Source organism: Mycoplasmatota bacterium (assembly GCA_018394295.1).
In the GTDB taxonomy this organism is placed as follows: domain Bacteria; phylum Bacillota_I; class Bacilli_A; order Haloplasmatales; family Haloplasmataceae; genus JAENYC01.
In genome coordinates this window covers 474,847-500,832 of sequence record CP074573.1, presented here as the reverse complement: position 1 = coordinate 500,832, position 25,986 = coordinate 474,847, and the positions used below count along the sequence as shown (strand labels likewise).

20 protein-coding genes are annotated in these 25,986 nt (G+C 30.4%); all 20 read right to left on the bottom strand.

Annotation, left to right across the window (positions count from 1 at the left end; all coding sequences use genetic code 11):
* Window positions 1–28: 28 nt before the first annotated feature.
* Entirely contained in the window at window positions 29–937 is a 909-nt protein-coding gene (murQ, locus tag KHQ81_02055; GenBank protein QVK18522.1) for an N-acetylmuramic acid 6-phosphate etherase, read from the bottom strand.
* Window positions 938–947: 10 nt separating this feature from the next.
* Entirely contained in the window at window positions 948–2,081 is a 1,134-nt protein-coding gene (locus tag KHQ81_02050; protein ID QVK18521.1) for an anhydro-N-acetylmuramic acid kinase, read from the bottom strand.
* Entirely contained in the window at window positions 2,081–3,010 is a 930-nt protein-coding gene (locus KHQ81_02045) for an ATPase (protein ID QVK18520.1), read from the bottom strand. The genes KHQ81_02050 and KHQ81_02045 overlap by 1 nt, the downstream gene beginning before the upstream one ends.
* Before the next feature lie 9 nt (window positions 3,011–3,019).
* Window positions 3,020–4,579 (bottom strand): beta-N-acetylhexosaminidase, encoded by a 1,560-nt coding sequence (nagZ, locus tag KHQ81_02040; protein ID QVK18519.1) that lies wholly within the window; start codon window positions 4,577–4,579, stop codon window positions 3,020–3,022.
* A gap of 25 nt (window positions 4,580–4,604) precedes the next feature.
* Window positions 4,605–5,747 carry a DUF1343 domain-containing protein gene (locus KHQ81_02035; GenBank protein ID QVK18518.1) on the bottom strand — a complete coding sequence of 381 codons (1,143 nt, stop codon included), beginning with the start codon at window positions 5,745–5,747 and terminating at the stop codon, window positions 4,605–4,607.
* A 10-nt stretch (window positions 5,748–5,757) separates the two neighbouring features.
* Window positions 5,758–6,378, bottom strand: coding sequence for a YesL family protein (locus KHQ81_02030; protein QVK18517.1), 621 nt, complete (start codon window positions 6,376–6,378; stop codon window positions 5,758–5,760).
* Window positions 6,379–6,403: 25 nt separating this feature from the next.
* On the bottom strand, window positions 6,404–7,429 hold the full coding sequence (locus tag KHQ81_02025) for a carbohydrate ABC transporter permease (protein QVK18516.1): 1,026 nt from the start codon (window positions 7,427–7,429) through the stop codon (window positions 6,404–6,406).
* The gene (locus tag KHQ81_02020; GenBank protein ID QVK18515.1) at window positions 7,419–8,288 is read right to left on the bottom strand and encodes a sugar ABC transporter permease; all 870 of its coding nucleotides are present in this window, start codon (window positions 8,286–8,288) and stop codon (window positions 7,419–7,421) included. The genes KHQ81_02025 and KHQ81_02020 overlap by 11 nt, the downstream gene beginning before the upstream one ends.
* Window positions 8,285–10,864, bottom strand: a complete 2,580-nt coding sequence (locus KHQ81_02015; protein QVK18514.1) for a hypothetical protein — start codon at window positions 10,862–10,864, stop codon at window positions 8,285–8,287. The genes KHQ81_02020 and KHQ81_02015 overlap by 4 nt, the downstream gene beginning before the upstream one ends.
* Window positions 10,865–11,497, bottom strand: a complete 633-nt coding sequence (locus tag KHQ81_02010) for a YIP1 family protein (protein QVK19524.1) — start codon at window positions 11,495–11,497, stop codon at window positions 10,865–10,867.
* A gap of 8 nt (window positions 11,498–11,505) precedes the next feature.
* Window positions 11,506–13,101, bottom strand: coding sequence for a hypothetical protein (locus tag KHQ81_02005; GenBank protein QVK18513.1), 1,596 nt, complete (start codon window positions 13,099–13,101; stop codon window positions 11,506–11,508).
* A gap of 11 nt (window positions 13,102–13,112) precedes the next feature.
* Complete coding sequence (locus KHQ81_02000) at window positions 13,113–14,105, bottom strand: carbohydrate ABC transporter permease (protein ID QVK18512.1); 993 nt, start codon at window positions 14,103–14,105, stop codon at window positions 13,113–13,115.
* A gap of 1 nt (window position 14,106) precedes the next feature.
* On the bottom strand, window positions 14,107–15,081 hold the full coding sequence (locus tag KHQ81_01995; protein QVK18511.1) for a sugar ABC transporter permease: 975 nt from the start codon (window positions 15,079–15,081) through the stop codon (window positions 14,107–14,109).
* 10 nt (window positions 15,082–15,091) lie between these two features.
* Window positions 15,092–17,983, bottom strand: a complete 2,892-nt coding sequence (locus KHQ81_01990; protein QVK18510.1) for an extracellular solute-binding protein — start codon at window positions 17,981–17,983, stop codon at window positions 15,092–15,094.
* A 79-nt stretch (window positions 17,984–18,062) separates the two neighbouring features.
* A complete protein-coding gene (locus KHQ81_01985; GenBank protein QVK18509.1) occupies window positions 18,063–19,568 on the bottom strand; it encodes an ABC transporter substrate-binding protein in 1,506 nt (501 codons plus the stop codon).
* Window positions 19,569–19,652: 84 nt separating this feature from the next.
* Window positions 19,653–20,609: a GNAT family N-acetyltransferase gene (locus tag KHQ81_01980; GenBank protein ID QVK18508.1), complete on the bottom strand. Its 957-nt coding sequence runs from the start codon at window positions 20,607–20,609 to the stop codon at window positions 19,653–19,655.
* Window positions 20,610–20,698: 89 nt separating this feature from the next.
* Entirely contained in the window at window positions 20,699–23,188 is a 2,490-nt protein-coding gene (locus KHQ81_01975; protein QVK18507.1) for a hypothetical protein, read from the bottom strand.
* Window positions 23,189–23,551: 363 nt separating this feature from the next.
* Window positions 23,552–24,598 carry a beta-lactamase family protein gene (locus KHQ81_01970; protein QVK19523.1) on the bottom strand — a complete coding sequence of 349 codons (1,047 nt, stop codon included), beginning with the start codon at window positions 24,596–24,598 and terminating at the stop codon, window positions 23,552–23,554.
* 151 nt (window positions 24,599–24,749) lie between these two features.
* Window positions 24,750–25,562 (bottom strand): alpha/beta hydrolase, encoded by an 813-nt coding sequence (locus KHQ81_01965; protein QVK18506.1) that lies wholly within the window; start codon window positions 25,560–25,562, stop codon window positions 24,750–24,752.
* A 227-nt stretch (window positions 25,563–25,789) separates the two neighbouring features.
* Entirely contained in the window at window positions 25,790–25,981 is a 192-nt protein-coding gene (locus KHQ81_01960) for a hypothetical protein (GenBank protein QVK18505.1), read from the bottom strand.
* Window positions 25,982–25,986: the final 5 nt, after the last annotated feature.

Genomic DNA, 25,986 nt, shown 5'->3' with positions numbered 1-25,986 from the left:
CTCCTACTTTTAACCTTATTAAAGGTGTTTATTTTTGGTTAAAATTAGTTATCGCTTTTCTTAAATGTCCATGTTCAATAGATAAATAATAGTCGATTGATTCTTCTTCTGTAACCCCTGTTAAAATTGAAAATATTGCTTTTTTAACTGAGTTATAACGTTTGATATATTCAAAAGCTTCTTCTTCTGATATACCTGTAACTTCGGAAACGATCATATTTGCACGACTAATTAACTTTTTATTGGTTGGTTGAACATCTATCATTAAATTTTCATACACTTTACCCATTTTAATCATTGCAGCTGTTGTCAACATGTTACACACCAATTTTTGCGCTGTACCTGATTTCATCCTTGTTGAACCGGTTACCGGTTCAGCACCTGTTATAACCTCAATTGGACAGTCTACTAATGAAGCTAAAATAGAGTTCTCACTTGTTGTAATACATGAAGTCGTAACACCGATTGATTTTGCATATTTTATACCACCAATGACATATGGCGTTCTTCCACTTGCTGCAATCCCAATTATGATATCTTTCGGATTCAATCCAATTTGTTTTAAATCTTCTGCAGCCAGCTGCTCATTATCTTCAGCACCTTCAATCGCAACAGTCATTGCCTTTTTTCCACCTGCTATTAAAGCAACCACCATTGATGGGTCTGTTCCATAGGTAGGTGGACATTCACTTGCATCTAGAATCCCAATACGACCACTTGTTCCAGCTCCCATATAAACCAATCGACCACCATTAATAAATTTTTCATTAATTAAATCAACAACTTTAGCAATTTGAGGTAATGCTTTTTCAACTGCAAACGGTACTGTTTTATCCTCTTCATTTAACAATTTTACTAAATTATAAGTATCTTGAGCATCTAACTCCATTGTATTTTTATTACGTTTTTCGGTTGTAATTTTTCTAATATCTACCATTATATCTCTCCTATCTCCAAGGTTTAGGTGTAATATTACCTAAAATTACATCTCTAGATGCTCCTGTGGAATTTTTTACATTATTATTTTGATGGTGAAGTGTTTGATAGCCAAGTAATGCAAATGCGATTGCTTCTTTAGCACTTGCATTCTCTCCTATTTCTTCTAATGTTTTTACTTCACAAGATAATTGTTGCTTAATTAAATCTACTAAATAAGTATTATAACTTCCACCACCGGATATAATTACTTCATCAATGTCATTTAAATACTGCTTATAATTATTAACAATAGATAAACTAACAAATGTAGTAAATGTGGTGATAAGATCTAATTTATCAACTTCATGATATTTTGTTAAAATTTGTTCGACAAATTCCTTACCAAACATCTCTCGACCAGTTGTTTTTGGTGGCTTTTCATTTATGAATGGATGAGACATTAATTCATTTAATAATGGCTCTACAACATGCCCACTTCTTGCGGTTAACCCATCTTTATCATAGGGTTTATTAAAATATTTTTGCATGATGTAATCAATCATCATATTACCTGGTCCTGTATCAAACGATATGACATCATCGATTGAACAGCCTTTTGGTAAATAAGTCATATTACCTATTCCACCAATATTTTGTAACACAATATTTTTATGATCATTTTTATACAATAAGTAATCTGTATACGCAACAAGAGGAGCCCCCTGTCCACCTGCAGCCATGTCCATCACTCTAAAATTAGAGATTACTTGACAATTGGTCTCATATGCGATAACTGCACTTTCACCAATTTGTAGAGTCGATTTGACATAAGAACCACTTTCAGTTGGTTGATGCCAGATAGTTTGTCCATGACTTGCGATAAACTCAATTTCAGATAATGAAACGTTTGCTTCAAGACAAACGAGTTTACATGCTTCAGAAAATTCATGACCTAATTTAAAATTAAGACTACAAATTGCTTGCACATGAGATTTTTCTAAGGCAATACATGTTTCAATTTCTTTTAATAATGTCTCACTAAAGGGTTTGGTTATAAACTCTATTAATTGATAATTGATTTTACCATTAATTGATTCAATATCGATTAAGCAGGCATCTACTCCATCAAGTGAAGTCCCACTCATTAATCCGATAGCATACATTATCTACCACCATCTATCTTTAAATGTTCTCTTATCGCTAGATAATAAGCCCCTTTAACAGGTCTATCTAACGTTTCAACAAAACAGGCATGAGGAATCACTTTTTTTATTACTTCTTTGAAACTAACATTGACATATTTAGCGTTTAAAATAAAACTCCCTTGACAACCTATTCGTACATGACTAGATAACTTCATACGTTCATAAATTTTTATGGCTTGTCTTGCTAAATCAATTCCTGATTGTTTTAATAGGGTAATTGCTCTTTCATCGCCTAAAAGTGCACAATCATTAATAAATTTAGCATTTGATGCGATTTCAGATTTAGTTTTCTTATAAACATATTTCTTTAGTTCGGTAACATGATTAAGATCTAAATGCTTTAACATATTTATTGTTAATCCATTAAGTGCTAGTCCATTTTCTTCATCTTCAATCATTAATTTAAAAGTACGCATTACTAAATCGTAACTTGAACCCTCATCACCTAACAAATATCCCCATCCACCTACTAATAAGGTGTTTCCATCACAATAACCATAACAAGCACTACCAGTCCCTGATAGAACTAATATACCTTCATTATATGTTTCTTTTAAAACGGTGTATAAAGCTAATCTTGCATCATCAACAATCTTAACATCAGTATTAAACCGTAATTTAACTTGTTCAATATATGCTGATTTTTCTTGAAAGGCTCCATAGCCAGAGATTCCCATTTGAATCATTTCACAATGGTATAATTCTTTAACCTCATTAAACACTGCTTGAATTGTATTTATTACATTCTCTATTGCTTGTTCTTTTTCAAAAGAGAAGTTACCACTTCCACCAATATGTCGACTGATTGCTTCACCTGAAGGGGTAAAAGCAACAGCCTCTGTTTTGGTTCCACCACCATCAACACAGATGATGCATTTATTTTTCATAAAAGTATCCTAGATTTCAACTGGTATTGAACCAACTGGCTCAATTTCAGATTTTAAATATTTAAGGATACTTTGAATGGAATGTGGTGTATATTCATAAGCACAAATACAATCTATATCAGAAAAATCCATTACATCATAAGGATTTCTTAAAGCAATTAAGTGAATATTTTTAGTTTTTTCTTTGATTTGTTTTATTAATTCATACTGCGTTTTATATATATGGGCATTGTATGAACAGAACACAACCTGATCTACCTCAGTTACTGCTTTTAATATTGCGTCTTGATTTTCTTTTGAAGGTTTTATTTTGAGTTCAATTGTATTCCAATCGGTAAATGATTTTTTTACCTTTTCTAGTAAGCTCTGTTGATCTAAAGAATCATCAGCAATTGTTGTTGCAACCGGATTTGGTGCTACAAACAGCACTTTACCTTTTTGAATAAATCTTTTCCCACTCACTAAAGTTAGGGCAATATCATTCATATGTTGAGCAAATTGATTATGATCTTTAATATTTAATGAGACAGTGCTTCTATTGATTAAATCCAATGTATCATTTGCTATTTTCTCTTTATGTGCTAAAACTCTTTGCACTGCTTGATCAATTATTGCCTCATCAAGTCTTTTTTCTTCTACTGCTTTGACTAATTCTTCAATGGCTCCAATTTGTCTATTTCTCGTATGAGAAATACAAACTAAATTAGCACCAGCTCCTACAGCTTTTACCACTGCTTTTTCTGTCGTAAAATAATTGTCAATCGCCTTCATTTCCATACAATCAGTCACAATAAGCCCTTTAAATCCTAACTCATTTCTAAGTAAGTTTGTTAAAACTTTTCTTGATAATGTAGCTGGTAAGAATTCATCTTCATAAGAAGGAAATAGAACATGAGCACTCATTATCGCATTAATACCTGATTTGATTGCTTGTTTAAAGGGAACTAGTTCTACTTCGTTTAATCTTTTTTTATCATGACTAACCTTTGTTAAATCTAAATGAGAATCAACACTTGTATCCCCATGACCTGGAAAATGTTTTCCTGTTGCTAAAACACCATTTTCTTGTAACCCTTTTATAAATTGTGTTCCAAATTTTGCAACAACTTCTGGATTATCACTATAACTTCTAACACCAATGACAGGATTTTTTACATTATTGTTAACATCTAATACAGGTGCAAGATTGAGGTTAACCCCTAATGTTTTCATTTCCTCTCCCATCATTTGTCCAATATGATAAGCATTATTATCATTTTCTGTTGCCCCTAATGTCATATTACCTGGGAAAAATGTAGCATCTTGCATTATTCGAGTGACCATTCCACCTTCTTGGTCAATACTAATGAATAATGGAACACCGAGTGTTTCTAATGCTTTTTTTTGTAATGCTTGATTTTGACGCATTAAACGATTAGCATCTTTTACATTGCGAGTAAACAGAATAATATTTCCAACCTTATATTTTTCAATCATTTCCATTATTCCGTCAAAATCATCTTCCTGAAACCCTATCATTAATAACTGGCCAATTTTTTCTCTTAAAGTCATCTCTTCTATTCGCTTCATCTAATCAACCTTTCTGAAAATTACCCTATTTGTATAAATGATATTTTTCTTTTATTTGTTTAAATTTAGTACTATCTTTAACTAATATTTGATTTAATTCTTCTAAAGAATAAGTCTGTTCTCTTAAAAATGAATTTCCATTATTTAAATCAATCATTGGGTGCCCACCACTTGTATAAGGAGCCGTAAATTTAAACTCGTCATTTGATAAGTCTTTAATCTCATATAACATTGTCCAACCAGTTTTAACAGTCTCAAAAGCATCTTTATCGGTTATGACAAGTTCTACGCCACCACACATCTTGTCTTTATGTTTTGCAAACGTAGGTGTAAAATAAAGTGGTCTGAAATACACCCCTTTTAATCCATGTTTATTTAATCGTTCTGATAGGATGTCAGGGTCTAACCAAGGAGCCCCAACTATCTCAAAAGGCTTTGTTGTTCCTCTACCTTCTGATATATTCGTTCCTTCAAATACACAGGTTGCATTATAAACTAGTGTCGTATCAACTGTTGGTATATTTGGCGATGGAAAAACCCAAGAAATTGATGTATCCTCCCACATCATTTCTCTTTTCCAACCTGTCATTTCTATTACTAATAATTCACAGTTTATATCGTATTCTTCATTAAATAATTTTGCTGTTTCACCAATCGTTAATCCATAACGTTGAGTAATTGGATAATAACCGATAAATGATCGATAATTTAAATCAAGCATATTTCCTTCAACGGTTACCCCATTTATTGGATTAGGTCTATCAAAAACAACAAATGGAATTTTATGTTCACTACAAGCAATCATAGAGTAAGCCATTGTATAAATAAAAGTATAAAACCTTGAACCAACGTCTTGGATATCATAACATAAGATATCAATATTTTTTAATGTCTCTTTCGTTGGTTTTTTTGTACTACTGTATAAACTATACACTGGTACATTTGTTTTACTATCAATATAAGTTTCTAACTTTTCTCCTGCTTGTATATTACCTCTTACCCCATGTTCTGGGGAAAATAAGGCAATTAAATTCGTATGTTTCTTTAAAATGTCAATTGTACTTTCAAATTTAGAATTAATACCAGTTGGATTGGTGATTAAACCGACATTTTTACCCTTAAAATATTCTAGATAATTTGTAATATTGTCAATTCCTAATTTAACCATAATCATCTCTCTATTCTTCTAATTTAATTCTTTTATAAAGTTGATTTGATATTTTTAAATTAGCATAGATTGGAATACCAAATCCTAAAAAGGTAAACACTGGAAACATATACATCATTAATAAAACTGTACTGATTAATGGTAAGACCATAAGTAATGTTTTGAAAATATATTTAATTCCAATGTATAATGATAATTTAATAATTTTCATCGTATCTAACTTATCAAAATACATACTTGTTAAGGGGATATGTATCCCCGTTAAAATAAGGAAAAATAATAGAATTAATGATAAGTAAAGTCCTGCTGTATAAAATAATCCTAATTCAATATTTTTATAGAAAAAATTTATATTATTTAACAGTAAAAATGCGATGACAATCAAAATTATTCCAACTTTAAAATTTCGGAAGAAATTTTTTTTAAATTCATTTATGAATGACTTAAATAATGGAGCTTCATTATCCTCAATGTAGAATTTAACTACCGAGAACCCAGCAATTAGCGCTGGAACAAAAGTTATAATTGGGAGTGATAATAACACTACCATTATATTTACAAAGATGATCTTATATAGTAAATCGGCATATTTAAATATTGAACTGTTAACTAATTTTTCAAAATTAAACATAGAACCACTCCCAAATTATAATTATTTAACCGACAATTCCGGTTCTTTCAATACTTTCAACAAAATAACGTTGTAAGAAGATAAATATAATTAGTACTGGCAACATCATTAAAAATGCAGCCGTATTTGATACTAATGAAAAGTAAAATGGATTTTTTAGGACATCCTCACCAACTAAGTTTAACGCGCCTTCATAAAATAATGCTTGATAGATATTATCTGCTGCATTGGCTAGACGCATTGGCAATAATGGAAATTTTTCGCTACTTAAACTTAAAAGACGTGTATAGTATACATCATTCCATTGCCAAACAAATGAAAATAATCCAACTGTTAACATTGCAGGACGTGCATTTGGTAACATAACACTCCAGAAAGTTCTAATAACACTAGCTCCATCCACTTGGGCGGATTCTTCTAATTCAATTGGAACATTTCGGAAAAACTGTCTGAAGATATAGATAAATAATCCTGAATTAATTCCCATACCAAGTGCAGTCATCATATATAGTGACCCTCGATTACCTAAAAGGTTTATTGAAAAGATTTTTGGGATACCAAAATCTTTAAAAAACAAATATCGGTTTAAACTTAAAGTTTGAGGTGGAATCATAATGGTTGCTAAAACTAATATGAATAATAATCCACTCCCTGGAAATTTTAAACGCGCAAAGGCATACCCGGTCACAGATGTGACTAATATTTGAAATATCATGACAACTGATGCCACTTTGAAGTTATTGATTACAGCATGTTGATAATCTAACATCGATGAAGCTATCTTTATGTTTAACCATGTCCAATTATCTGGGATAAAAATAACTAGTGGATTATTCAAATCGCCAGGTTCTCTAAAAGCTAATGACAATTGTTGAAATAATGGAAATAAGACGATAAATGATAACCCGAATATAATTAGCCCACGGATTAAAGTGGTGAAAATATGTGATATTTTATTTTCTAAAACGACTTTTTTTCGTTCATCACTAAAATTATCTTTAATGTTATTAAATTTGTTTTTTATATAACTTACAAATCGATTATTTGTCATAGTAGAACACCGCCTTAGATAAGAAGAATAACACAACTGTTAGTAAAATGGCAGAGACTCCAAAATACATCCAACTCATTGCAGCATATAAACCATATTGTTGATCGTTATACACCGATTGCATCACTTCTGTTATTGGAGATCTTAAGAATGAATTAACAATTGTATAAACTGCAGCAGTTAAAATGAGTGGTGAAACCATTGGTAAAGTAATTTTCCAAAAAATTTCATATTGTGTTGCTCCTTCAATTTTCGCTGCTTCATATAAATGAATTGGAATTGATTGTAATCCAGCTAAGAATATTAGTATTTGAACACCTGAGTAAGAGATGATTAAATATATTCGATCAATTGAGCTAACTAAAAAGCCAATTAACCAAGGTGCCATATCTGCTTCTAATAAATAAGCTTTTAAATCAAATACACTCATGATTCCTAAACCTGATTCATTCATTAGAGTTCTTAAGGCTTCTCCACCACCTAAAGCAGATTCAATCGCAGCTGAGTTAAATATTACTGGAATAAAGAAGACAGCTCTAGCAAATGTTCTTCCTCTAAACTTGGTGTTAAGCAATACAGCCATTAATAAACTAAAGATTAAAATAACCCATAAGTTAATAAAAATATCTAATAGTGATTGTAATAGTACCCGAAGAAAATCAACATGTACTGTTAGGGCATTTATATAGCGTCCTAAACCAACAAAAGTCATTTCTAAACCATTTTTAGTTGGTTCAACGATATGAAAACTAAAGTAAAATGACTCAATAAATGGTTTTAGGAAGAATAACAAGAATCCTATTAGCCAAGGGATAGTGAAAATAAAGCCCCAAAATTTCTTTTCTAATTTATAATTCACGAAGCTCTCCCCCCTATCATTTGATAATTATTGCCTGCTACCTCTATGTTGACATCATTATTGGTATAGAGATAAGGAGTTTGATTGTAATTAATAATAAATGTAGAGCCATTCTCATAAGTAACTTTATAGACTCCATTTGTCAATACTTCATGATTTGTTATAGCACCTTCATGAATGCCTAAATTATCTAACTCATGTACTAAATCTGCAGCACCATTAATCCAGTTTCGATAATTTGTTGAATAATAATAGTTATATTCTGTTTCTAATAAAACTGATGAGTCTTTGTAAGACCAAATATAATTAATATTTGCACCAGTCTCAATTGCTTTTAATTTATAATACATTACATTACGTTCAACATTTTCATTAATACTAATTCCTGTATAATCTTTATAACCATTTAAAACAATTTGATAAAATGGAATACTACTATCTAATATAGGATATTGTGAACTTTCTTGTGGTAAATTAACTATATCTGTTGCATAATTTACCGCATAACCATAAGGAGCATACATCATCATATCATATTCTTTATCAATTAAATTAAGAGAATCTACTTGATAATATTGATTTTCATCTCTAAATAATTCCTGATACTTTCTGTAATCTCCACTTATTTCACTACCTAAATCATTAAGAGTGATACCACTAACATTAAGACTTCCATAATTTGATAGCATTTTAGAAACTAAACTATGATATAATTCAGGTTTTAATACATAGTCTTGTGTTTGTGTGGCTAGTATTAGTTTTGTAGCTAAATCATAGTTATTTACAACGGATGTTTTTCCATTAATATGTCGTGTTGTATAGCGAAGCGAATCAATCGCTTTATCAAACTGATTTACTTTCATAATATTAACACTAGGATAGAACCCAATTTGATGTTTTTTTGTATAATCTGAAAGTGATTTAAAATCACCTTTTCCACCCATAACACTATTTATATTGATATTTGTTGGAATTTTATGATCCATACCATTATTAAACCAACCATCATATATAAGGTTAATATCATTAACGTTTAATGTATTGAGTTCAGCTAAAATCTTTTTAGCTTCATCAAAAGTAGTTAGTGTCTTCGTTGTATTATAAGGTACTCCTAAGAAAAACTCTCGTTTTTCATACATACCAAGTAATTTTAGATTTAATACGGTATTTTGAGTATTATCTGTTTTCTCGAAGCCTTGATTTTCAACTAAATATTGTTGATATCTTTTCGCTAGTCCAAAATAATTTGCATCCTCATTATCTAATAATTCATAACGAATCACAAAATCATTTTTGACGTGTTTCTTCGTATACATATCTAGTTCATATACTTCTCCTGCATTAGAAAATACAACTTTTTCAAAATCCCGTAGTTTAAACTCAAGGTTAATTCGATTATAAGAATCAATTCGCTCGCTGACACCAGCGTACAACGATGTCATTGGCGCACCTTTTTCAATAATCCCTAACATTGCATTTTCTGTATTTGTTTTTACAATACCATAGATTGGTAATAGTAAGTCTTGACTAGTTTCTGGTTTTACATTTGACTGTAATGCTAAATCATTACCATAATACTTTTTAGAATATTGAGTTGCGTAAGTTTTACCATTGTTAAAATTCATCAGAGCACCAGAACCATCTGGTATCACAAAGTATCCATCATCATCTATAGTTGTTGCTCCAAAATATGGTAGAAATTCTATAGAAGTTATTGGAAATTTTGAATTTTCAACAATTGATTCATTAATAACTGTTGCTTTAAACCCTGAATCAGTTAACTTATACTCAACAGCTACTTCAAAATATGGTTTTTCAAAATTTACAACTTTTCCAAATTCAGCGTTATCTTGGATACAATCTTCTAATGTGTAACCACTTTTTTCATACATCCATTTATTTAAATTTTTTATGTATACTTTAGACATATCCTCGTAGGGTTTTAATTCATAAACATCATCTAAATTTAATTCATAATAATCTTCACTTAATTTTTCTTTCTCTCTATCACTCAATAGATCTTTGTCTAAAAATAACTCATTCATCCGTTGTTTTGATAGAAATTGAGGGAAATAAGTATAATTAATTTTCGTATCCTCAATTCTATAAAGGACTTGAACACCATTATCTATATATTTATATGAATAGGTTTGATTTCTATCTTCATGATAAATACTATATGAATAGTTATTATAGCTTTTGATAATTTGCCCACAATTGTAATGAACCACTAAAGTTGATTTTTGTTCTATTTTTGTTGATTTACTAATAACAGGGAAATCATCAATCACTTGTGGATTAGAGTGCCAAATTTTATCATTTAGGATATCTTTTATATAAAAGTGAGTTGTTTTTTCATCAAAATGAAATTCATAACGATCATTACTTTCAACTATAACATCACTATTTGATAACTTGGAAGCATCAATAAAATCATCTTTAGTAAATGAAATGTTTTCTGCATTAACATTGATTGGTTTTAATTTACCAGCAAATGTATAAATACTTATAATTCCTGCTAGCGCTACAAGAATAATAAGTAGTACTATTTTTTTGTTTTTCAATAATTTCTTCATCTAAAAATATCTCCATGTAATTTCTTGATATAATCCCATTATAAAACCTAATATTTGTTGCGCTAAACTAAATAACAATAAGGAAATAAATAAAATTACACTCATTGCTAGTAATGTAAGAATTACCGTAGCAACTGTTCTCAGTAACGAATATTCATGTACGACTAATAATCCCAAAAAGATTAAAAACACCAACAAGAATGATCCAATTCCTTGAGCAATATAATAAAAACTTACTTCATCTCCTGTATATATGTGACTTAATAAAATGTTTGGGTAACCAATTAATACAATAGGAAATAATGAATAACAAACCATCATAAAGATATCTTTGAATTTACCTTTTCCATCTAATAATGTTGTGATAGACCAATTTCCTATTGTAAATAAAAGAACAAATATGATAATAAATGAGGTTAATTTAATACTATTTAATTCTTGTGGATTGCTATCATTTACTAGAAAACCTAGGTATTGATAGTTCATGATTTGGAGTAAACAAGTAAAAAATAGTAATGCAAATGCAACGCTTAATTTCCCTTTTTTCTCGCGTTTCATTTGTTCAAATCCATCGATCGGATGTGTGAGGATATATGCAGGAAATTTTAGATAATTATTGATAATTAAATGCATTTTGTTCATTATTCTTCATCCTCCCTGTCTTTCTTAAAAATATCAATCAATGGTTTTCTAAACAAATAGAGAATCACTATTGTTGTTACTGTCATGATGATTGAAAAATTATTATTTAAGAATTCTTTACGATAACCTTCATATGCTTTACCATAATAATACTTATCTTTTCCTAATTTAAAATTCTCTAATGCTTCTTTGTATTTTCCTTGTCTTAATAAAGACTTACCAATTCCAACATATGCAATTTCATAATTGGTATTTAGTTTCGCTACTTCTGTCCATACTTCAGCAGCTTTTTCAAAATCACCCTCATAATGGTATTTAATCGCTTCATTGATTAATTCACCAAATTCGGTTAATCCATATACTTCTAACGATTTATTATCTTGATCTAATACAACTAAATCACCATTGAAATAAGTTACAGCCACAGGATTACCTAATTTACCTTCTTGGTCACCTTTATCAGCTGATATATATAATAATCTACCTTCGTTATCATAAGTAAATAATCTGCCTCGTTTTTGATCTAATACCGTATACATACCAATATCATTTATGGCAATATCAACTAATTCAGATGGACCTTTCTGTAGATTACCTGTTTTGACTTGTATATAGGTTAAATCACCTTTAGGAACATCATATCCATTACGCTTTAAAACATCTATTCCTTTAGTATTGATTTTTTTTATCATATTTTGATCATTACCACTTGAATCTGCTTTAGAGGTTGCATAGATAAAACCTAAATCATCAATAATCATATTTGTAAAAGAAGTAGGAAGATATAATTTCATCTGCTTTAATTGTTCTTCTGTATAAAATCTTCGCCAAATTGCTTCAATTACATTCATTGAAATTGGATTAACCCCTGTATAACGATTGAAAGAACCATCACTGTTTAATTCAATAATACCTTCAAAAACATCACGAACGATGACATAGATTCTTCCTGTTTTATCAACAGATATTTTTAATGGTTTGAATGCTAATTCATCAAATGTTTTATCTTCAGGCGTACCAAAAATTTTCTTTACCTTATATTCATGATCTAAGACCATAATTCTTTCATTATCTGTATCAGCAATATAGATAGAATCATCTGTTACCGCAATTCCACTAGGTTCTTTTAAATCATACACATCTTCCATATTAGCATCTGTAAATAACTGAAGATATGCTTCTAATTGATAATATTGGTTTAATACAAGTAATGCATTATTTTTTGAATCTACAATATATAACTTATTATTATAACTAAATAAATCTTGTGGGTGAAATATACTATTAGCTTCTTTAATACCAACGTCTAATTTTAGACGTGCTATTTCATCAAGAAAACTATGATCATACCAATATTTTAACCAATCGCTTTCATATATATCATCTGGATTCTTTGTATCAATTCCAAGTTGATCTAATCCAAGTGTGTATGGGTCATATGTATGAATATGCGACATTCCATAAGCGGATGGAATCGCTTTTCCCCAATAAGAATAGATATAACCATCTTTTTCATAATCCTCTGCCTTTACGACACTAAAGGAGGTAAACAGCGAAAGAACTATGAAACTTATTAAAAATATTTTCTTTTTCATACTTTCATCACCTACTTCATACCAGAGTGCGCCATTGTTTCAATAATCTTACTTCTTGTAATGATGAAGATTGTTACTGGAACACTCATCATTATAAAGGTGACAGCCGCAACTGTTCCTTGTCTAGAAGCAATAGATGCACTAATTAATTGTCGTAATGCAAAACTAACTGGTTTTAATTCTTCACTATATAAGAACATTCCACCATCTGTAACCCATAAACTTTGAAATAAGAGAATGACAAGTGTTAACCAAGCAGGTTTAACATTTGGCATAATAACTTTCCAGAATATCTTAAACTCATTCGCTCCATCTAATTTAGCAGACTCTATCATGTCATAAGGAACAATCTCCATAAATTGTTTCATTAAATATAGCCCTAATGAATAAGCGAAGGCAGGTAAAATAATTGCCCAATAAGTATCAATCAAACCAATTTTACCTAATATAATGTAGTTTGAGATAGCTGTTACAGTAGGCACAAACATTAGTGATAAGACAATCGTTTTAAAGATAATATTCTTACCTGGGAATTGATGTTTAGCAATTGGATATGCTGCCATCGATGCAATAATTACATGCCCTACCGTTCCTATCACTGTGATAAATATTGTATTAAAGAAATGTCTTGTAAAAGGAATCCATGATTCCCCCATTAAATTAAATAAATCTGAGAAATTATCAAAAGTTGGGTTTCTAACAAATAACTTCGGTGGGAATAAAAAGATTTCATCTAATGGCTTAAAAGCATGGTTAATATTAAATATTAAAGGCCAAGCACTAAATAAACCAAATATTCCCAAGAAGAGGAAGAGTAGAATATCTCCCCATAGAGAGCGGTTCAAACGTTTTTTCTTTTTGATTTTTCTTCTACGTTGTAGATATGTATTTATCTTTTTAATACTATGTAGTAGAGATGTAAATGTCTTTTTAGATATACATAGTAGAGAAAAACATATTTTTTTAATATTACATTGTAGAAATGTTAATATTTTCTTAAACATTCTATGAACCCACCCTTCTTAATAGTTTTTGAATGATTAAGTTAGCACCTAATGTTGTTAAGAATAGTACTGTTGCTATCGCTGATGCATAACCCATTTCATATCTAAATCCACTATAATCCATTAAGTGAATAACAATTGTATGTCCGGCGTATTGTACCGAAGGGAATCCTACGAGTTGTATTGAAACCGCACATGTAGCAAAGGAACTTGTTATTTGCATAACTGCCCCAAAAAGTAATAATGGTTTCATAGAAGGTAATGTTATATACCATAATTCTTGCCATCTATTTTTAATACCATCAATTGCTCCTGCTTCATAGAGTGACTTATCAACTCCTTGAAGTCCAGCGATAAATGCTAGGAAACTTACCCCTAAACTCATCCATAATTGAACGATAATTACGATAAGTAAAATATATTGAGGGTCTTTTAACCATTGTATTGCTTCACTTGTTATTCCAAATTCCATCAAATAGGCATTAGCATAACCATAAACATCCCCTGAAAAGATGATAGTCCATATAAGAAAGGCATTCCCAGAGATTGATGGTGCATAAAACACCAATGTCATTATTGATCTCATCTTTTTTGGTAACTCATTAATTAGCCAAGCAATTACAAATGCAAGAATATAACTGACTGGTCCTGTTACCAAAGCTAAAATCAGCGTATTCTTTATCGCAATAATAAATTCGCGGTCAGCAATAAATAAACGTTTATAATTACTCCAACCAACAAAGTCTGGTAATTCAAGCATATTAAAGTTTGTAAAACTTAAAACAATAGACATAATAACTGGTAGGATTGTAAATACAGCAAATAAAACAAGATATGGTGCCATTAAATAATAAAGTTCTCTTTTTACATATATTTCTTTTCCTACGCTTTTAATCTTTTTCTTAAATCTAGCAGCTTTTTTACCTATGAAATTTTTATTTTTTTTCATTATACAATCTTTTTTTCTTTCTTCCATTTACATCATCCTACTCCAATCCGAACTCTTTACGTTTTCGGGTTATTTCATCATTAATGTAGACAGTGTAATCAATTAATGCCTCTCTTGGATTAGTACCATTATTATAAGTTTCGAAAAAGGCATTTGCTAAGTTACGAGCTGTCATATAACTTCCTGGAACTTGTGGGATACCTCTAACATTATTCCATTGTTCATGAAGTTTTTTAAAGTCTTTTGTAGGCCAAGGTAATTCTTGTAAAGCTGCCATATTAGCTGTTGGATAACGTGCACCTGCACCTAAAACTCCTTCTAATTCACGACCATATCTTACTTGAGTGTCTTTATCTGTTAACCATTTCATAAATTCCCAAGCTTCATCTTTGTTTTTTGATTGATTTAATAAAACCATTCCTAAACCAGATCCTGCAGCATCACGATGATATTCTGGATTTCCATTTTCATCATAAGTTACTGTAGCAGGCACTGGAGCAAAATCCCAATCTCCCCTAATCTCTGGAGCAAATACACTCAATGTATTGTACATGTTATAAGGGGCAATACCAATTGGCATTTCTCCACTTCTAAAACGGTTAACAAAACTAGCTTCTACTGGAAACTTATAAGCTGTAAAGAAGTTTGTCCAATCGACAAAGGCATCTAATGCTGCTTTTTCAGTAAATCCACTTTGTTTGTTATCATTTATATAGAATTGACCACCATGTTGGTATAGTAAGGTTGCATAAATTTGATTAACTGCAGCAGTTGTCTCAGTTGCAGTACCTACTGGTAAATAAAAATCTAAATAATGTTTTTGTAAATCTTTTGTAATATCAATTACATCATCCCAAGTATCTGGCACTCCGATACTTAATTCTTCAAAAATATCAGTTCGATAGAACATCATCAAAAAATATTGTTCTTCAGGCAAGGCATAAGCCCCTCCCTCAAATTCATAAGGTACTAGTGCACTAGGATGGAATCGATTAGATACCTCATCATAATCTTCAAATTTTGATAAATCATAAACTGCATTTCTCATTGCATAGTTTACAGGCAATGTTTGACTCAATGACAAGGCTACATCTGGCCCTTGATCAGTTAAAGTTGCAGGTAATAATACTTCTTGTTTAACTAATTTCAAATCTACATTGATTCCTGTATTAGGTGTAAAATCTTCATCGATTAATTGCCTTAACACATTAGCATGATCTCGCGATTTTAAAGGAACTGGCAACCAAACTTCTATTCTTCCCTTACTTCCTTCTTCACCTACGGTACCAATTGTTGAATAATCAGTTGTGAATGATGCGATAAATACTCGAATCATATGCCAAATTTTCTGAAAGAAATTTTCATTTACTTTTGGTAATTTAGCATCTTCTGAATGTAGTAAAATATAATCTATTGTTAATGGTTGTTCACTAACTGTTAATATCCAAGTACCTAATGCAGAGATGTTTTGATTGAATTCTTTTAATCGTTTAATTACATGTCGTGGATTATCAGCAAAATCTTCAAGCTGGATAATAACTTTATTAATCAACGCAGTACGGTCATTCTGTTCACCAGAGACATTAATAATACCATTTACAACTCTCTTAAGACGTCTTGCTTCACTATCAAAACGACCTTTTAGATTAGGAATTCTTGTGTCTAGTTGATAATAATCACGATAAGGGTCAGGCGATGGCCCTGTATATTTAATGATTTCTCGATATAGTTCATTTAAATTAGTAATCGATGTTTCAACATCTTTAATTAAAGTTCCAAATTCACCTAATGATACTGATAAAGATAATTTCTGCTTTCCTTCTTCTAAATAGAACAGAAAATCTTCACCATCATGACCTAAAGTAACCATTTGCCATTTGTTGTCATATACAAATTCTAAATTATTTGCTTCTCTAAAAGGTACTTTATCATTTATCATCAATTTTCGATTAACATACATTCCTCTAACAAAGTTCTGTTTTGCTCGGAAACTAATATTATACAATCCAGACTTAGGAACATCAACTTCCCAAGTAATTGAATCACCATTTAATTTCCAACGTTCACCACCAATTGCATTTAGACGAATCTTGGTATAATGATATGGTTCTGTAAAAGAACTTGAACGGTCTGCGATTGGATACAAGGTAGGTGAAGAGGTTTCTACAGCATCCTCTGCTTGAACTTTCTCTAATACACCTTTTACTTCGGTATAACCTTGTGTTTTATAGTTTTGTAAAGTTTCTTCGTAAGTTGGTAATACTTGTTCTGATCGAATTTCTATATAATCAATTACCATTGGTTCCTTAATACTTTCTAACGAAAGAGTATTAACTCCTTTATCAAAGTAAAAAAGATAAGGTTCTATTACATATCCTCGATCATCTTCAAAATATGCTTCCTTCCATCTAGGAGCTTCAATTTGATTAGGTTTTATATCATTTCCATTATTATCACGTTCAATTTCATTTTTGCTTGTCCAAACTCTGTTTAAAACGATATTTTTTGAACCTTCAAATTGTGATGTTTGATTAATAAAAACACTTCTCTCAATAGCAGAACTTTTTCCTTCAATCGGGAAGTATTTAATAAAAATGTTATAATAACCAGTTTCAGGTATGTTTACTAACCAAGATACTGTTCCAGACTCTGGGGTAAAGACAACTTGTTGTGCACCTTCATAATCATCATAAACATCTACATCTGCTGGTGCATCATCTTGTATGTACTCTTCACCTTCAATACGTACAGGACTAATATCTGGAGTTATCATATCTTTTGATGCAAGATGTTCTTCATAATCTTGTTTTAAAAATTCATAACTTCTCTCAGTTTCAATTTCATTAGCTAAGACCAACTTTTCTTGGTAATGAGTGATGAACAAAAGATTAATTAATAAAACAAGAGTGAATAATAACTTCTTCTTCATAGTCTCACCTCTTATTTTAAGCCTCTTAGCTTATTGAAAACTAAGAGGCCATTTGTCTTACTTCTTATCATTCTTTAGCTTAATTATCACCGAATAAGTCATCTAATTCTTTTTGATAAACTTGTTTAATCGCACTTAGATAAGTGTTTGCATCCCCTTCTCTAATCGCTTTATTACCAATTACATACCAACCATTATCATTGTTATGACCAGAAATACCTAAATTAAATATTTGTTCAACATATATTTTATCTAAAACTTGTAAATGTGCTTCAATTGAATCGATATCATCATAACGTGATTCTAATGTAGATTCAAAATTATCTTTAACTTCATCATATGTTTGCCAATATTGTAAATCATTCCATACTCTAAAAATATTTTCAGTATTCAATCCATTTTCACTATCATATCCACTGCTGATAGCATATAACTGCATAGAATCTTTACCAGATTTATAATCATCTATAACTTTACCATTTCCTAATGGATAAGGAACATATCCTAAATCAAAATCTAATAATCCCCAACGATTATCAGCATTAAGGAACCATAATTCACCTGGATGTAGAACAACTTTACCTGTTTTCCAATTTGCACTACCTGCATCAAATTCTGCAGCTGGTTCCCATACACCTTTATTATATAATTCTGTTAATTTATTGAATGTTTGTAAACCTGCTGATTGATCAAATGCAACTTTTTTAGTATCTGGGTTAACTAAATATCCACCATTAGCAGGAATCATATGTTGAGCCCATACAGATGGAACACCACCCATAGCATAATATCCTTCACCTTTAGCATTTAAAGCTGCTTGAGCACTATCTATAAAGGCTTCAAAATCAGTCCATGTCCATTCTCCATCTAACCATTTTGTTGCTGGATTTTCTAAACCTAATTCGTTAACTAAATCTAAGTTATAATAAATTCCAGTAGAATCATTAAGAACATATCCTGTATCAAATCCATAAACTTCATTTCTATAAGTACCAAAATCTTTCATCGTATCATCATAATTTTCATTTGCATATTGTCTAAGTGGTCTTTTAACAGAAGCAATTGCATCAGCCTCAGCTAATTCTCCCATCCACATAGAAGATATTGCATATATTTCCCCAATTGGGTCACCTGATAAGACACCTTGAATTATCGCATTTACACGATCTGGTCCCCAACCAGCACCATCTGGATACATTTGATATTTAACTTTACAATTGTATCTTTGTTCAACTTGACGTTGAATCGCTTGCTTTTCAGCTTGGAATTGACCACTATAATTGTCGTGGAATGGGTCAACTTCATTAGGAGCACCATGTAAAATTCTAATTGTTGCTCCATTTAGATTCGGGTAATCTGCACCAGAATCTGTGGTAGTCTCACCTTCTGTAGTAGTCTCACCTTCTGTAGTAGTCTCACCTTCTGTAGTTGTTTCACCTTCTGTAGTAGTTCCCTTTTCAGTTGTAGTTGTACCATTATCTTTAATGGTAGTTGTAGTATCAGTAGTTTTACCACAAGCAGCGATAGCTAAGGCAAATACGACAATCGTAAACAAACTAAATACATTTTTGAACAAAACTTTCATATTTTTCCCTCCTATAAGAAATTTATTTCCATAATATTATGTTACACCACTTTGACCAATAAGTCAACAAAAATTAAAACGCTTTTAATTTATTTTTTTCTCAAATTTGTCATAACTTTTCCAAACATCAAACTTAAATATATGATAAAAATTAACAAGACCAGTCCAATCGATAATACAGGTCGTACAACCACGATCTATAGCCTCATTAACTGCATAAGCTGTTACCATATAACCTAGTTTTTGTTTTCGATAATCTCTATCAACACCCAGTGGTCCAACACCACCTAAATTATCGAATCTACTAGACCAATTTATATTATATAAAATTTGTGGAGATTGTTGATCATTAATTCTTGCAAAACCAATCACCTTATCACTATCTAAAGCAATAACAAACTCTCTACCCTGACCACCAGATGAAAAATAGTTTTTAGCTTCAAATTCCCATCTTCCTGGAAAACAACGTTCAAAGAAATCGATTATTTTTTCCTTATCTGAAATATTTGAAACTCTAATTTCATAAGGTGTCGCTGGCATTGGTAATTTTTCTTTAATTTGTTTTAAATCACGAATCATATCATACGATGCTTCACCCAACTCATAACCTCTTTTGATAAACCATTTTCTATGATTTACGAAATCAACAGGTAATCCTGGGAAGAAGTTGAATGTTTCTCTTCCTAATACAATATGTTGTTTGTTTTCAATTTTAAATGCTTCTTCTACTAATTCAAGCAATTTAGATCCTATTCCCTGATTTCTAAACTTGTTTCTAACATAAAATAAACTTATCCAACCAATATTCTTATATGGTCCAAGTTGGAAAGAGTCTTTCCATGTTTTCGCTAATATAAAACCAACAACTTCATTTTGATGAAGTGCGACATATGACCCTTTTTTCAACAAGTCTTTATTATTAATGACACTGCTTTCAAATAAATTTTCTGAAATTGGAAAAATATATCCCACTTCTTGATTCCAACAGTTTCTTAGTGCTTGATATTCAGTAAATTGTAGAAGGTTTTTAAATTCAATCATCATATGTCCTCTCTTTTATTATTTAAAGAATAAATTAAGGAACAAAGTTAACTTTGCTCCTTAATCTTTTAGGATAAATTAATTATTAATTAGTTTCTTTTGAATAAAGAAGTTAAACCTACTGTTAATCCACCTACAGCAAATAGAGCAACAATCGCTGTAAATATTGTACCATTTTGATCTTCAGATTCAGACTCTTTTTTAAGATCAGTTTGACTATTTTGAAGTTCGTCTAATTGTGTTTTTAATTCATCATATTTTGTAGTAAGATCTTCATTCTTAGCTTTTTCAGCATCTAATTGAGATTGTAAATCATCTGCATTAGCATTTGCAGCATCTAAATCAGATTTAGTATCTTCTAAATCAGATTTTGTAGCATCTAATTCAGATTTTGTAGCATCTAATTCAGATTCTAATTCATCAATTTGAGATTGAGTTGTCTCTTCTGGTGCGATTACTTCAATACTATAAGATACAGAAGCAACATTTCCAGCTACGTCATAAACATCAACTGTAATATTATAAGTTCCTGTGAATTCAGGATCAAATCCATCATCATCTATTATAATATCGAATGAAGAATCAACATTATCACTTACTATTACAAGTGATTCAGGGTCAAATTCAGTACCTTGTACAATTGTAATATCCTCTATAGGTTCAACAACTGGTTTTGTAGTATCCATTACAGTAACTGTTGCTAAAGCAAATGTAGTAATATTATTAGCATTTGTTACAGAATATAAAATTTCATAAATTCCTGGAAGTGGTTTTGTTGTAACTAGACCACCTTTAAATACAATAATTTTATCAGTGATATCATTTCCATATCCATCTTCAGCAGTGATACCATCTAATAAATCAATCGCTGTACCTTCACCGATTGTTTTATTAGCTATTCCATCAAAGATTGGTGAGTATCCCGCCATTACTTTTACAACTGTTGTAGCAGTTGCTGTATTACCTGCAGTATCAGTTGCTGTATAAACAATGTGATATTCTACACCAGCTAAATCAGTATTAATTTCAGTAACTTCAGTATCAAATTCACCTGTATCTTTATTGAAAGCATATGTAGTTCTAGTAACAGCTGGTGTTTCATCATCGTCATTATCAGTAATTAATCCAATATCTGAAGCTGTAATACCAGATAATTCAGGATATTCAAACACTTTTCCTAATAATACGTTTTCTTCTGCATTATAGCCTTTAATTGTTGGAGCTGTAATATCATGTTCAACGATTTGAGCTGTTCCATCTGTACCATTAACTAATGTATAAAATGATTTTAAATAATCAGTGTTATTAAAATTTGAACGATCTAAATATTCAAATGCTAATACTGAATGACCAGCAGGAATAACAAATCCTAAATCATCATTCATAACTGCTGTATTTCCATCAGCTACATTTGTATAGTTTCCATCTTCATCTTTATATAATTTATCAGCATCAACAAATGTGATACCCTCAACTGTTTTTCCATCAACTTTATCTTTACTTAACCAATAGTATGATCCATCAGTTCCACCTTGAAGTTCAGCATAAGTTAATTGATGTACTTCATGAGGTTTATGACCTAACCAACTAGTTTTAGCAAATGCCATTTCATTAGCAGTTGTATCCCACCATATGTCGAATTGACCTGCTGCAGATTGAGGAACAAAATTAGTGAATGCATTTATTCCATTAGCATCAGCATCATATTCAGCATCTAATGCAGTGTTACTAGTTCCGTCTGACCAAAGGTTACCAACAACATTTTCCATTACTGGAGAAACCTCAAAACCATCTACTGTTGCTTGATTTGTATAAACTAAAATATCATCAGCATCTACATAAGAATACATTAAATCTCCTGCAAGAACAGTTCCATCAGCTACTAAAGGATTATCAGCAGCGAATACTGATTGTTGTTGTTTCATTACAGGTGAATTATCAGTAGCTACATTTGTATATTTTCCATCAGCATCAACATAAACTAAATCATCATCAGCAAATGTGATATCAGCTACTTTTTCAGCATCAATATCAGCTTTGCTTAATGTACCAGTTAAGCTACTATCTATGTATCTTAATTGTACATCACCTGTTGCTTGTTTACATTCAGTTGCTGCATCAGTTGGTATGATAACACTACCATCAAGTGCTTCACATTGACCAAAATCAAATGATAAATAACTATTATCTATTTGATAAACTTGTCCATTTTCATCAATAAATAATTCAACAAAAGAAGCTTCTACAGATCTTGGGATATACCAATCTTCATTTGAAGTATTAACATATAACTGACCAAATGAACCCCAATGTGCACCTGGAATTGCCATGTCATCTCCTGGAACTAATACATTACCCGTAGTTACTGGAAAAACCCAGTCACCTAAGATAACATCTGTACCAGAATAACCGTAAACGCCTAAATTAGCACGATCTTTTTTCGGATACATAATTTTCTTAGCATTTGTTTCATGTGTATCTAACCATGTGTAGCCATCACTAGCAGCAGCTACTTTAAAACCAGTAGCTACAGTCACTGCCATAACACATACTAGTAAGGCTGTTAATAATTTTTTCATATCATATCTCCTCTGCCTTAAATTTGCGACAATGTAATCGCTTTACATTAATTCTACAATAATTATCTGTACTTATCAAGTAATATTTTCCATAATTTTTATATTTTTATGAAAATTATATCCATTTTTCAATTATACTAATAATAATTAACAAAAAAATTCTAAACAAAAATTAATTACATGAGATTCAAATTCAATTGACCTAATAAAAATAATTAGTAAATAAAAAGGTATAAAATCAACCTTATCGTCGTTTATTATACCTTTTATATTTATTAAATTTAGTTTACTTACAATTAAAACATTATTAACCTAATTCGAATCCTATAAATTATATATAAAAAACTCTTATAATTTATTTATTTATTTTAAATAGGGTAATATTTGGCTCATCGCAATATTTGAAAATCGTGGTCGTGCACTAAATAATGCTGATTTTCCTCGTTTTGGGTGTACATGATTGGTTAAGAAAGCCATTCCTATTTTATTTTTTCTATCAATAAATAAATTAGTACCAGTAAATCCAGTATGTAAAATAGTCTCATTACTTACTAAATCACCACATGAAAATCCAAAACTACTTAATTCCCACCCTAAAGAGCGTTGATATGGATAATTAAACATCGATTTTTCTTGAACTACATAAGGTTTATATAGATTATCGATTGTTACTTTTGAAATAATTTGTTGATTTTTGTAGAAACCATCATTTAAAATCATTTGTATAAAATGAGCTAAATCTTTTGTGGTTGAAAATACACCAGCATGTCCTGCTACACCACCTAAGGCAAAAGCTTTTTCATCATGAACTTTTCCTTGTAAATATCCATTAAAAACATTATCTTGTCGTAACTCAGTTTTAGCACAACGGTCAATGTTTATAGGATTATAACTTGTATCTTTCATATCTAATGGTTCAAAAATGTTTTCTCGTGCAAAATCCGCTAAAGACTTTCCTGATATTTTTTCAATAACAAGACCTAATAAAATATAACCAATATCAGAGTAGACAATCTTTTCACCAATAGGATTAATTAATTCTTGATTAAATACTTTATTTATAACCTCATCTCTATTTTTTAAAGTTGACGCTCTTGGAATATCAGCAGCTAAACCAGAAGTATGAGTTAATAAATGATGTATTCTTACGTTTTCATGCTTGAATTCACTTAAATATTTTGAAATAGGATCTACTAATCTTAATTTTCCTTTTTCTAGAAGGATTAAAATAGAAGTTGTTGTTGATATTACTTTAGATAATGACGCTAAATCATAAATAGTATCATCGGTTAAAACTTCTTTTTCTGGAAACCATGCTTTATCTCCCAAATATCCAAAAAATTGATTCTTATCTGTTGCTATCACATAAGAGATACCGGGAAATGATTGTTTTTTAATTTCTTCTTTCATGCAATCTTCTAAAATCTTTATTCCTTTAGCTAAACTCACTACTATCTCTCCTTTTATCGTTTATGAACTCATTATACCAAAAATACTTGTCTATTCAAGTTTATAAAAGAAAAAGACGACAAGTCGTCTTAAATTATATCTATCTAGTTATTTATTTATTTTTAACAATAAAACCTAATAAAAGGCTATTTAACACATCAGGTTGTTCAAAAATAGTCACATGACCACAATTAGGTATAAGCGCATACTCACATTGATTAATTTTACTCACAATTATATCTGAAAACTTTCTTGGTTTTAAAATATCATTTTCACCACAAATAACTAAGGTCTTACATTTAATATTATTTAATTCATCTGTCATATTTACATCATTAAGAAATGTATCATATAAATATATTTGACCTGTAAAGTAATCCTCTTTGATTGTACTTATTCCTTTCGCTCTCACTTCTAAGAATTGATGATTTTTTTTCATAAACTCATTTCCATAAATTGTAGGTACCATTCCCGAGAAAAAATCACTTGGGTCTTTTAAAGCAAGTGTTTTCCAATTACTTACCATCCCTTTTAGTACTTCATCTAACTCACTAACAGAATCTATTATAGATAAGGTCTTTACAAATTCAGGAAAATCAATCGCAAATCGCATTCCAACTTCTCCCCCATATGATGTTCCAATAAAATGTGCTTTTTTAATATCCAGATAATCGAGTAACACTTTTAAATCATATGCATGTTCCTTAAAAGTATAAGGTCCAACAGGTTTGTCAGAGCGTAATTGTCCCTTAAAATCATGAAGTAAGATTTTAAAATCATTCTCGAATATAGGAACCTGATTATTCCAACTACTAGTTGAAGCCATGACACCATTTAAAAACACAACTGTTTCATCGCTTTCAAGATGACCTTTTAATTCATAATAAATGTTTACATCTCCAATATTAATTTTAGCCAAATTCATCCCACCTTTTTTTATTGTTTTTTTCTTTTCCTTAATTTTACTATAGATATATAATAAAATTCAACATATTAATATTATTACTGCTTGTATCCCTCGAATAGTTAATTAAGATAAGGATAGAATGAATTTGAAATTTTACTAAATTATTAAAGTTAAAAATACCTATCTAGTAGACATGAATTTTAATTTCATGTCTACTAGATAGGTATAATATTAATACTAGATCTTTATTTATTGATATCTTCACTTAAAAAATACAAAATTGAACCGACTAAACCAATAATAAAAGTTAATAAAATTGATAGATAAGAGTAAAGTGGCAAATACTTAGGAATAAAATCTTTTGTTATGATTATATATACAGCGGACCACGGATATAAAACAACATACTCTGATTTTACAATTAATACATTTATCATCGTTA

Excerpts from the sequence above, each read along its gene's own strand:
- KHQ81_01975 (QVK18507.1), bottom strand. The coding sequence starts at position 23,188 with ATGAAAAAATTATTAACAGCCTTACTAGTATGTGTTATGGCAGTGACT.
- KHQ81_02035 (QVK18518.1), bottom strand. The coding sequence starts at position 5,747 with ATGGTTAAATTAGGAATTGACAATATTACAAATTATCTAGAATATTTT.
- KHQ81_01985 (QVK18509.1), bottom strand. The coding sequence starts at position 19,568 with ATGAAAGTTTTGTTCAAAAATGTATTTAGTTTGTTTACGATTGTCGTA.
- KHQ81_02010 (QVK19524.1), bottom strand. The coding sequence starts at position 11,497 with ATGCATTTAATTATCAATAATTATCTAAAATTTCCTGCATATATCCTC.
- KHQ81_01960 (QVK18505.1), bottom strand. The coding sequence starts at position 25,981 with ATGATAAATGTATTAATTGTAAAATCAGAGTATGTTGTTTTATATCCG.
- KHQ81_01970 (QVK19523.1), bottom strand. The coding sequence starts at position 24,598 with ATGAAAGAAGAAATTAAAAAACAATCATTTCCCGGTATCTCTTATGTG.
- murQ (QVK18522.1), bottom strand. The coding sequence starts at position 937 with ATGGTAGATATTAGAAAAATTACAACCGAAAAACGTAATAAAAATACA.
- KHQ81_02045 (QVK18520.1), bottom strand. The coding sequence starts at position 3,010 with ATGAAAAATAAATGCATCATCTGTGTTGATGGTGGTGGAACCAAAACA.
- KHQ81_01980 (QVK18508.1), bottom strand. The coding sequence starts at position 20,609 with ATGATTGAATTTAAAAACCTTCTACAATTTACTGAATATCAAGCACTA.
- nagZ (QVK18519.1), bottom strand. The coding sequence starts at position 4,579 with ATGAAGCGAATAGAAGAGATGACTTTAAGAGAAAAAATTGGCCAGTTA.
- KHQ81_02005 (QVK18513.1), bottom strand. The coding sequence starts at position 13,101 with ATGAAAAAGAAAATATTTTTAATAAGTTTCATAGTTCTTTCGCTGTTT.
- KHQ81_02050 (QVK18521.1), bottom strand. The coding sequence starts at position 2,081 with ATGTATGCTATCGGATTAATGAGTGGGACTTCACTTGATGGAGTAGAT.
- KHQ81_01990 (QVK18510.1), bottom strand. The coding sequence starts at position 17,983 with ATGAAGAAGAAGTTATTATTCACTCTTGTTTTATTAATTAATCTTTTG.
- KHQ81_02025 (QVK18516.1), bottom strand. The coding sequence starts at position 7,429 with ATGACAAATAATCGATTTGTAAGTTATATAAAAAACAAATTTAATAAC.
- KHQ81_01965 (QVK18506.1), bottom strand. The coding sequence starts at position 25,562 with ATGAATTTGGCTAAAATTAATATTGGAGATGTAAACATTTATTATGAA.
- KHQ81_02015 (QVK18514.1), bottom strand. The coding sequence starts at position 10,864 with ATGAAGAAATTATTGAAAAACAAAAAAATAGTACTACTTATTATTCTT.
- KHQ81_01995 (QVK18511.1), bottom strand. The coding sequence starts at position 15,081 with ATGGAAGAAAGAAAAAAAGATTGTATAATGAAAAAAAATAAAAATTTC.
- KHQ81_02030 (QVK18517.1), bottom strand. The coding sequence starts at position 6,378 with ATGTTTAATTTTGAAAAATTAGTTAACAGTTCAATATTTAAATATGCC.
- KHQ81_02000 (QVK18512.1), bottom strand. The coding sequence starts at position 14,105 with ATGTTTAAGAAAATATTAACATTTCTACAATGTAATATTAAAAAAATA.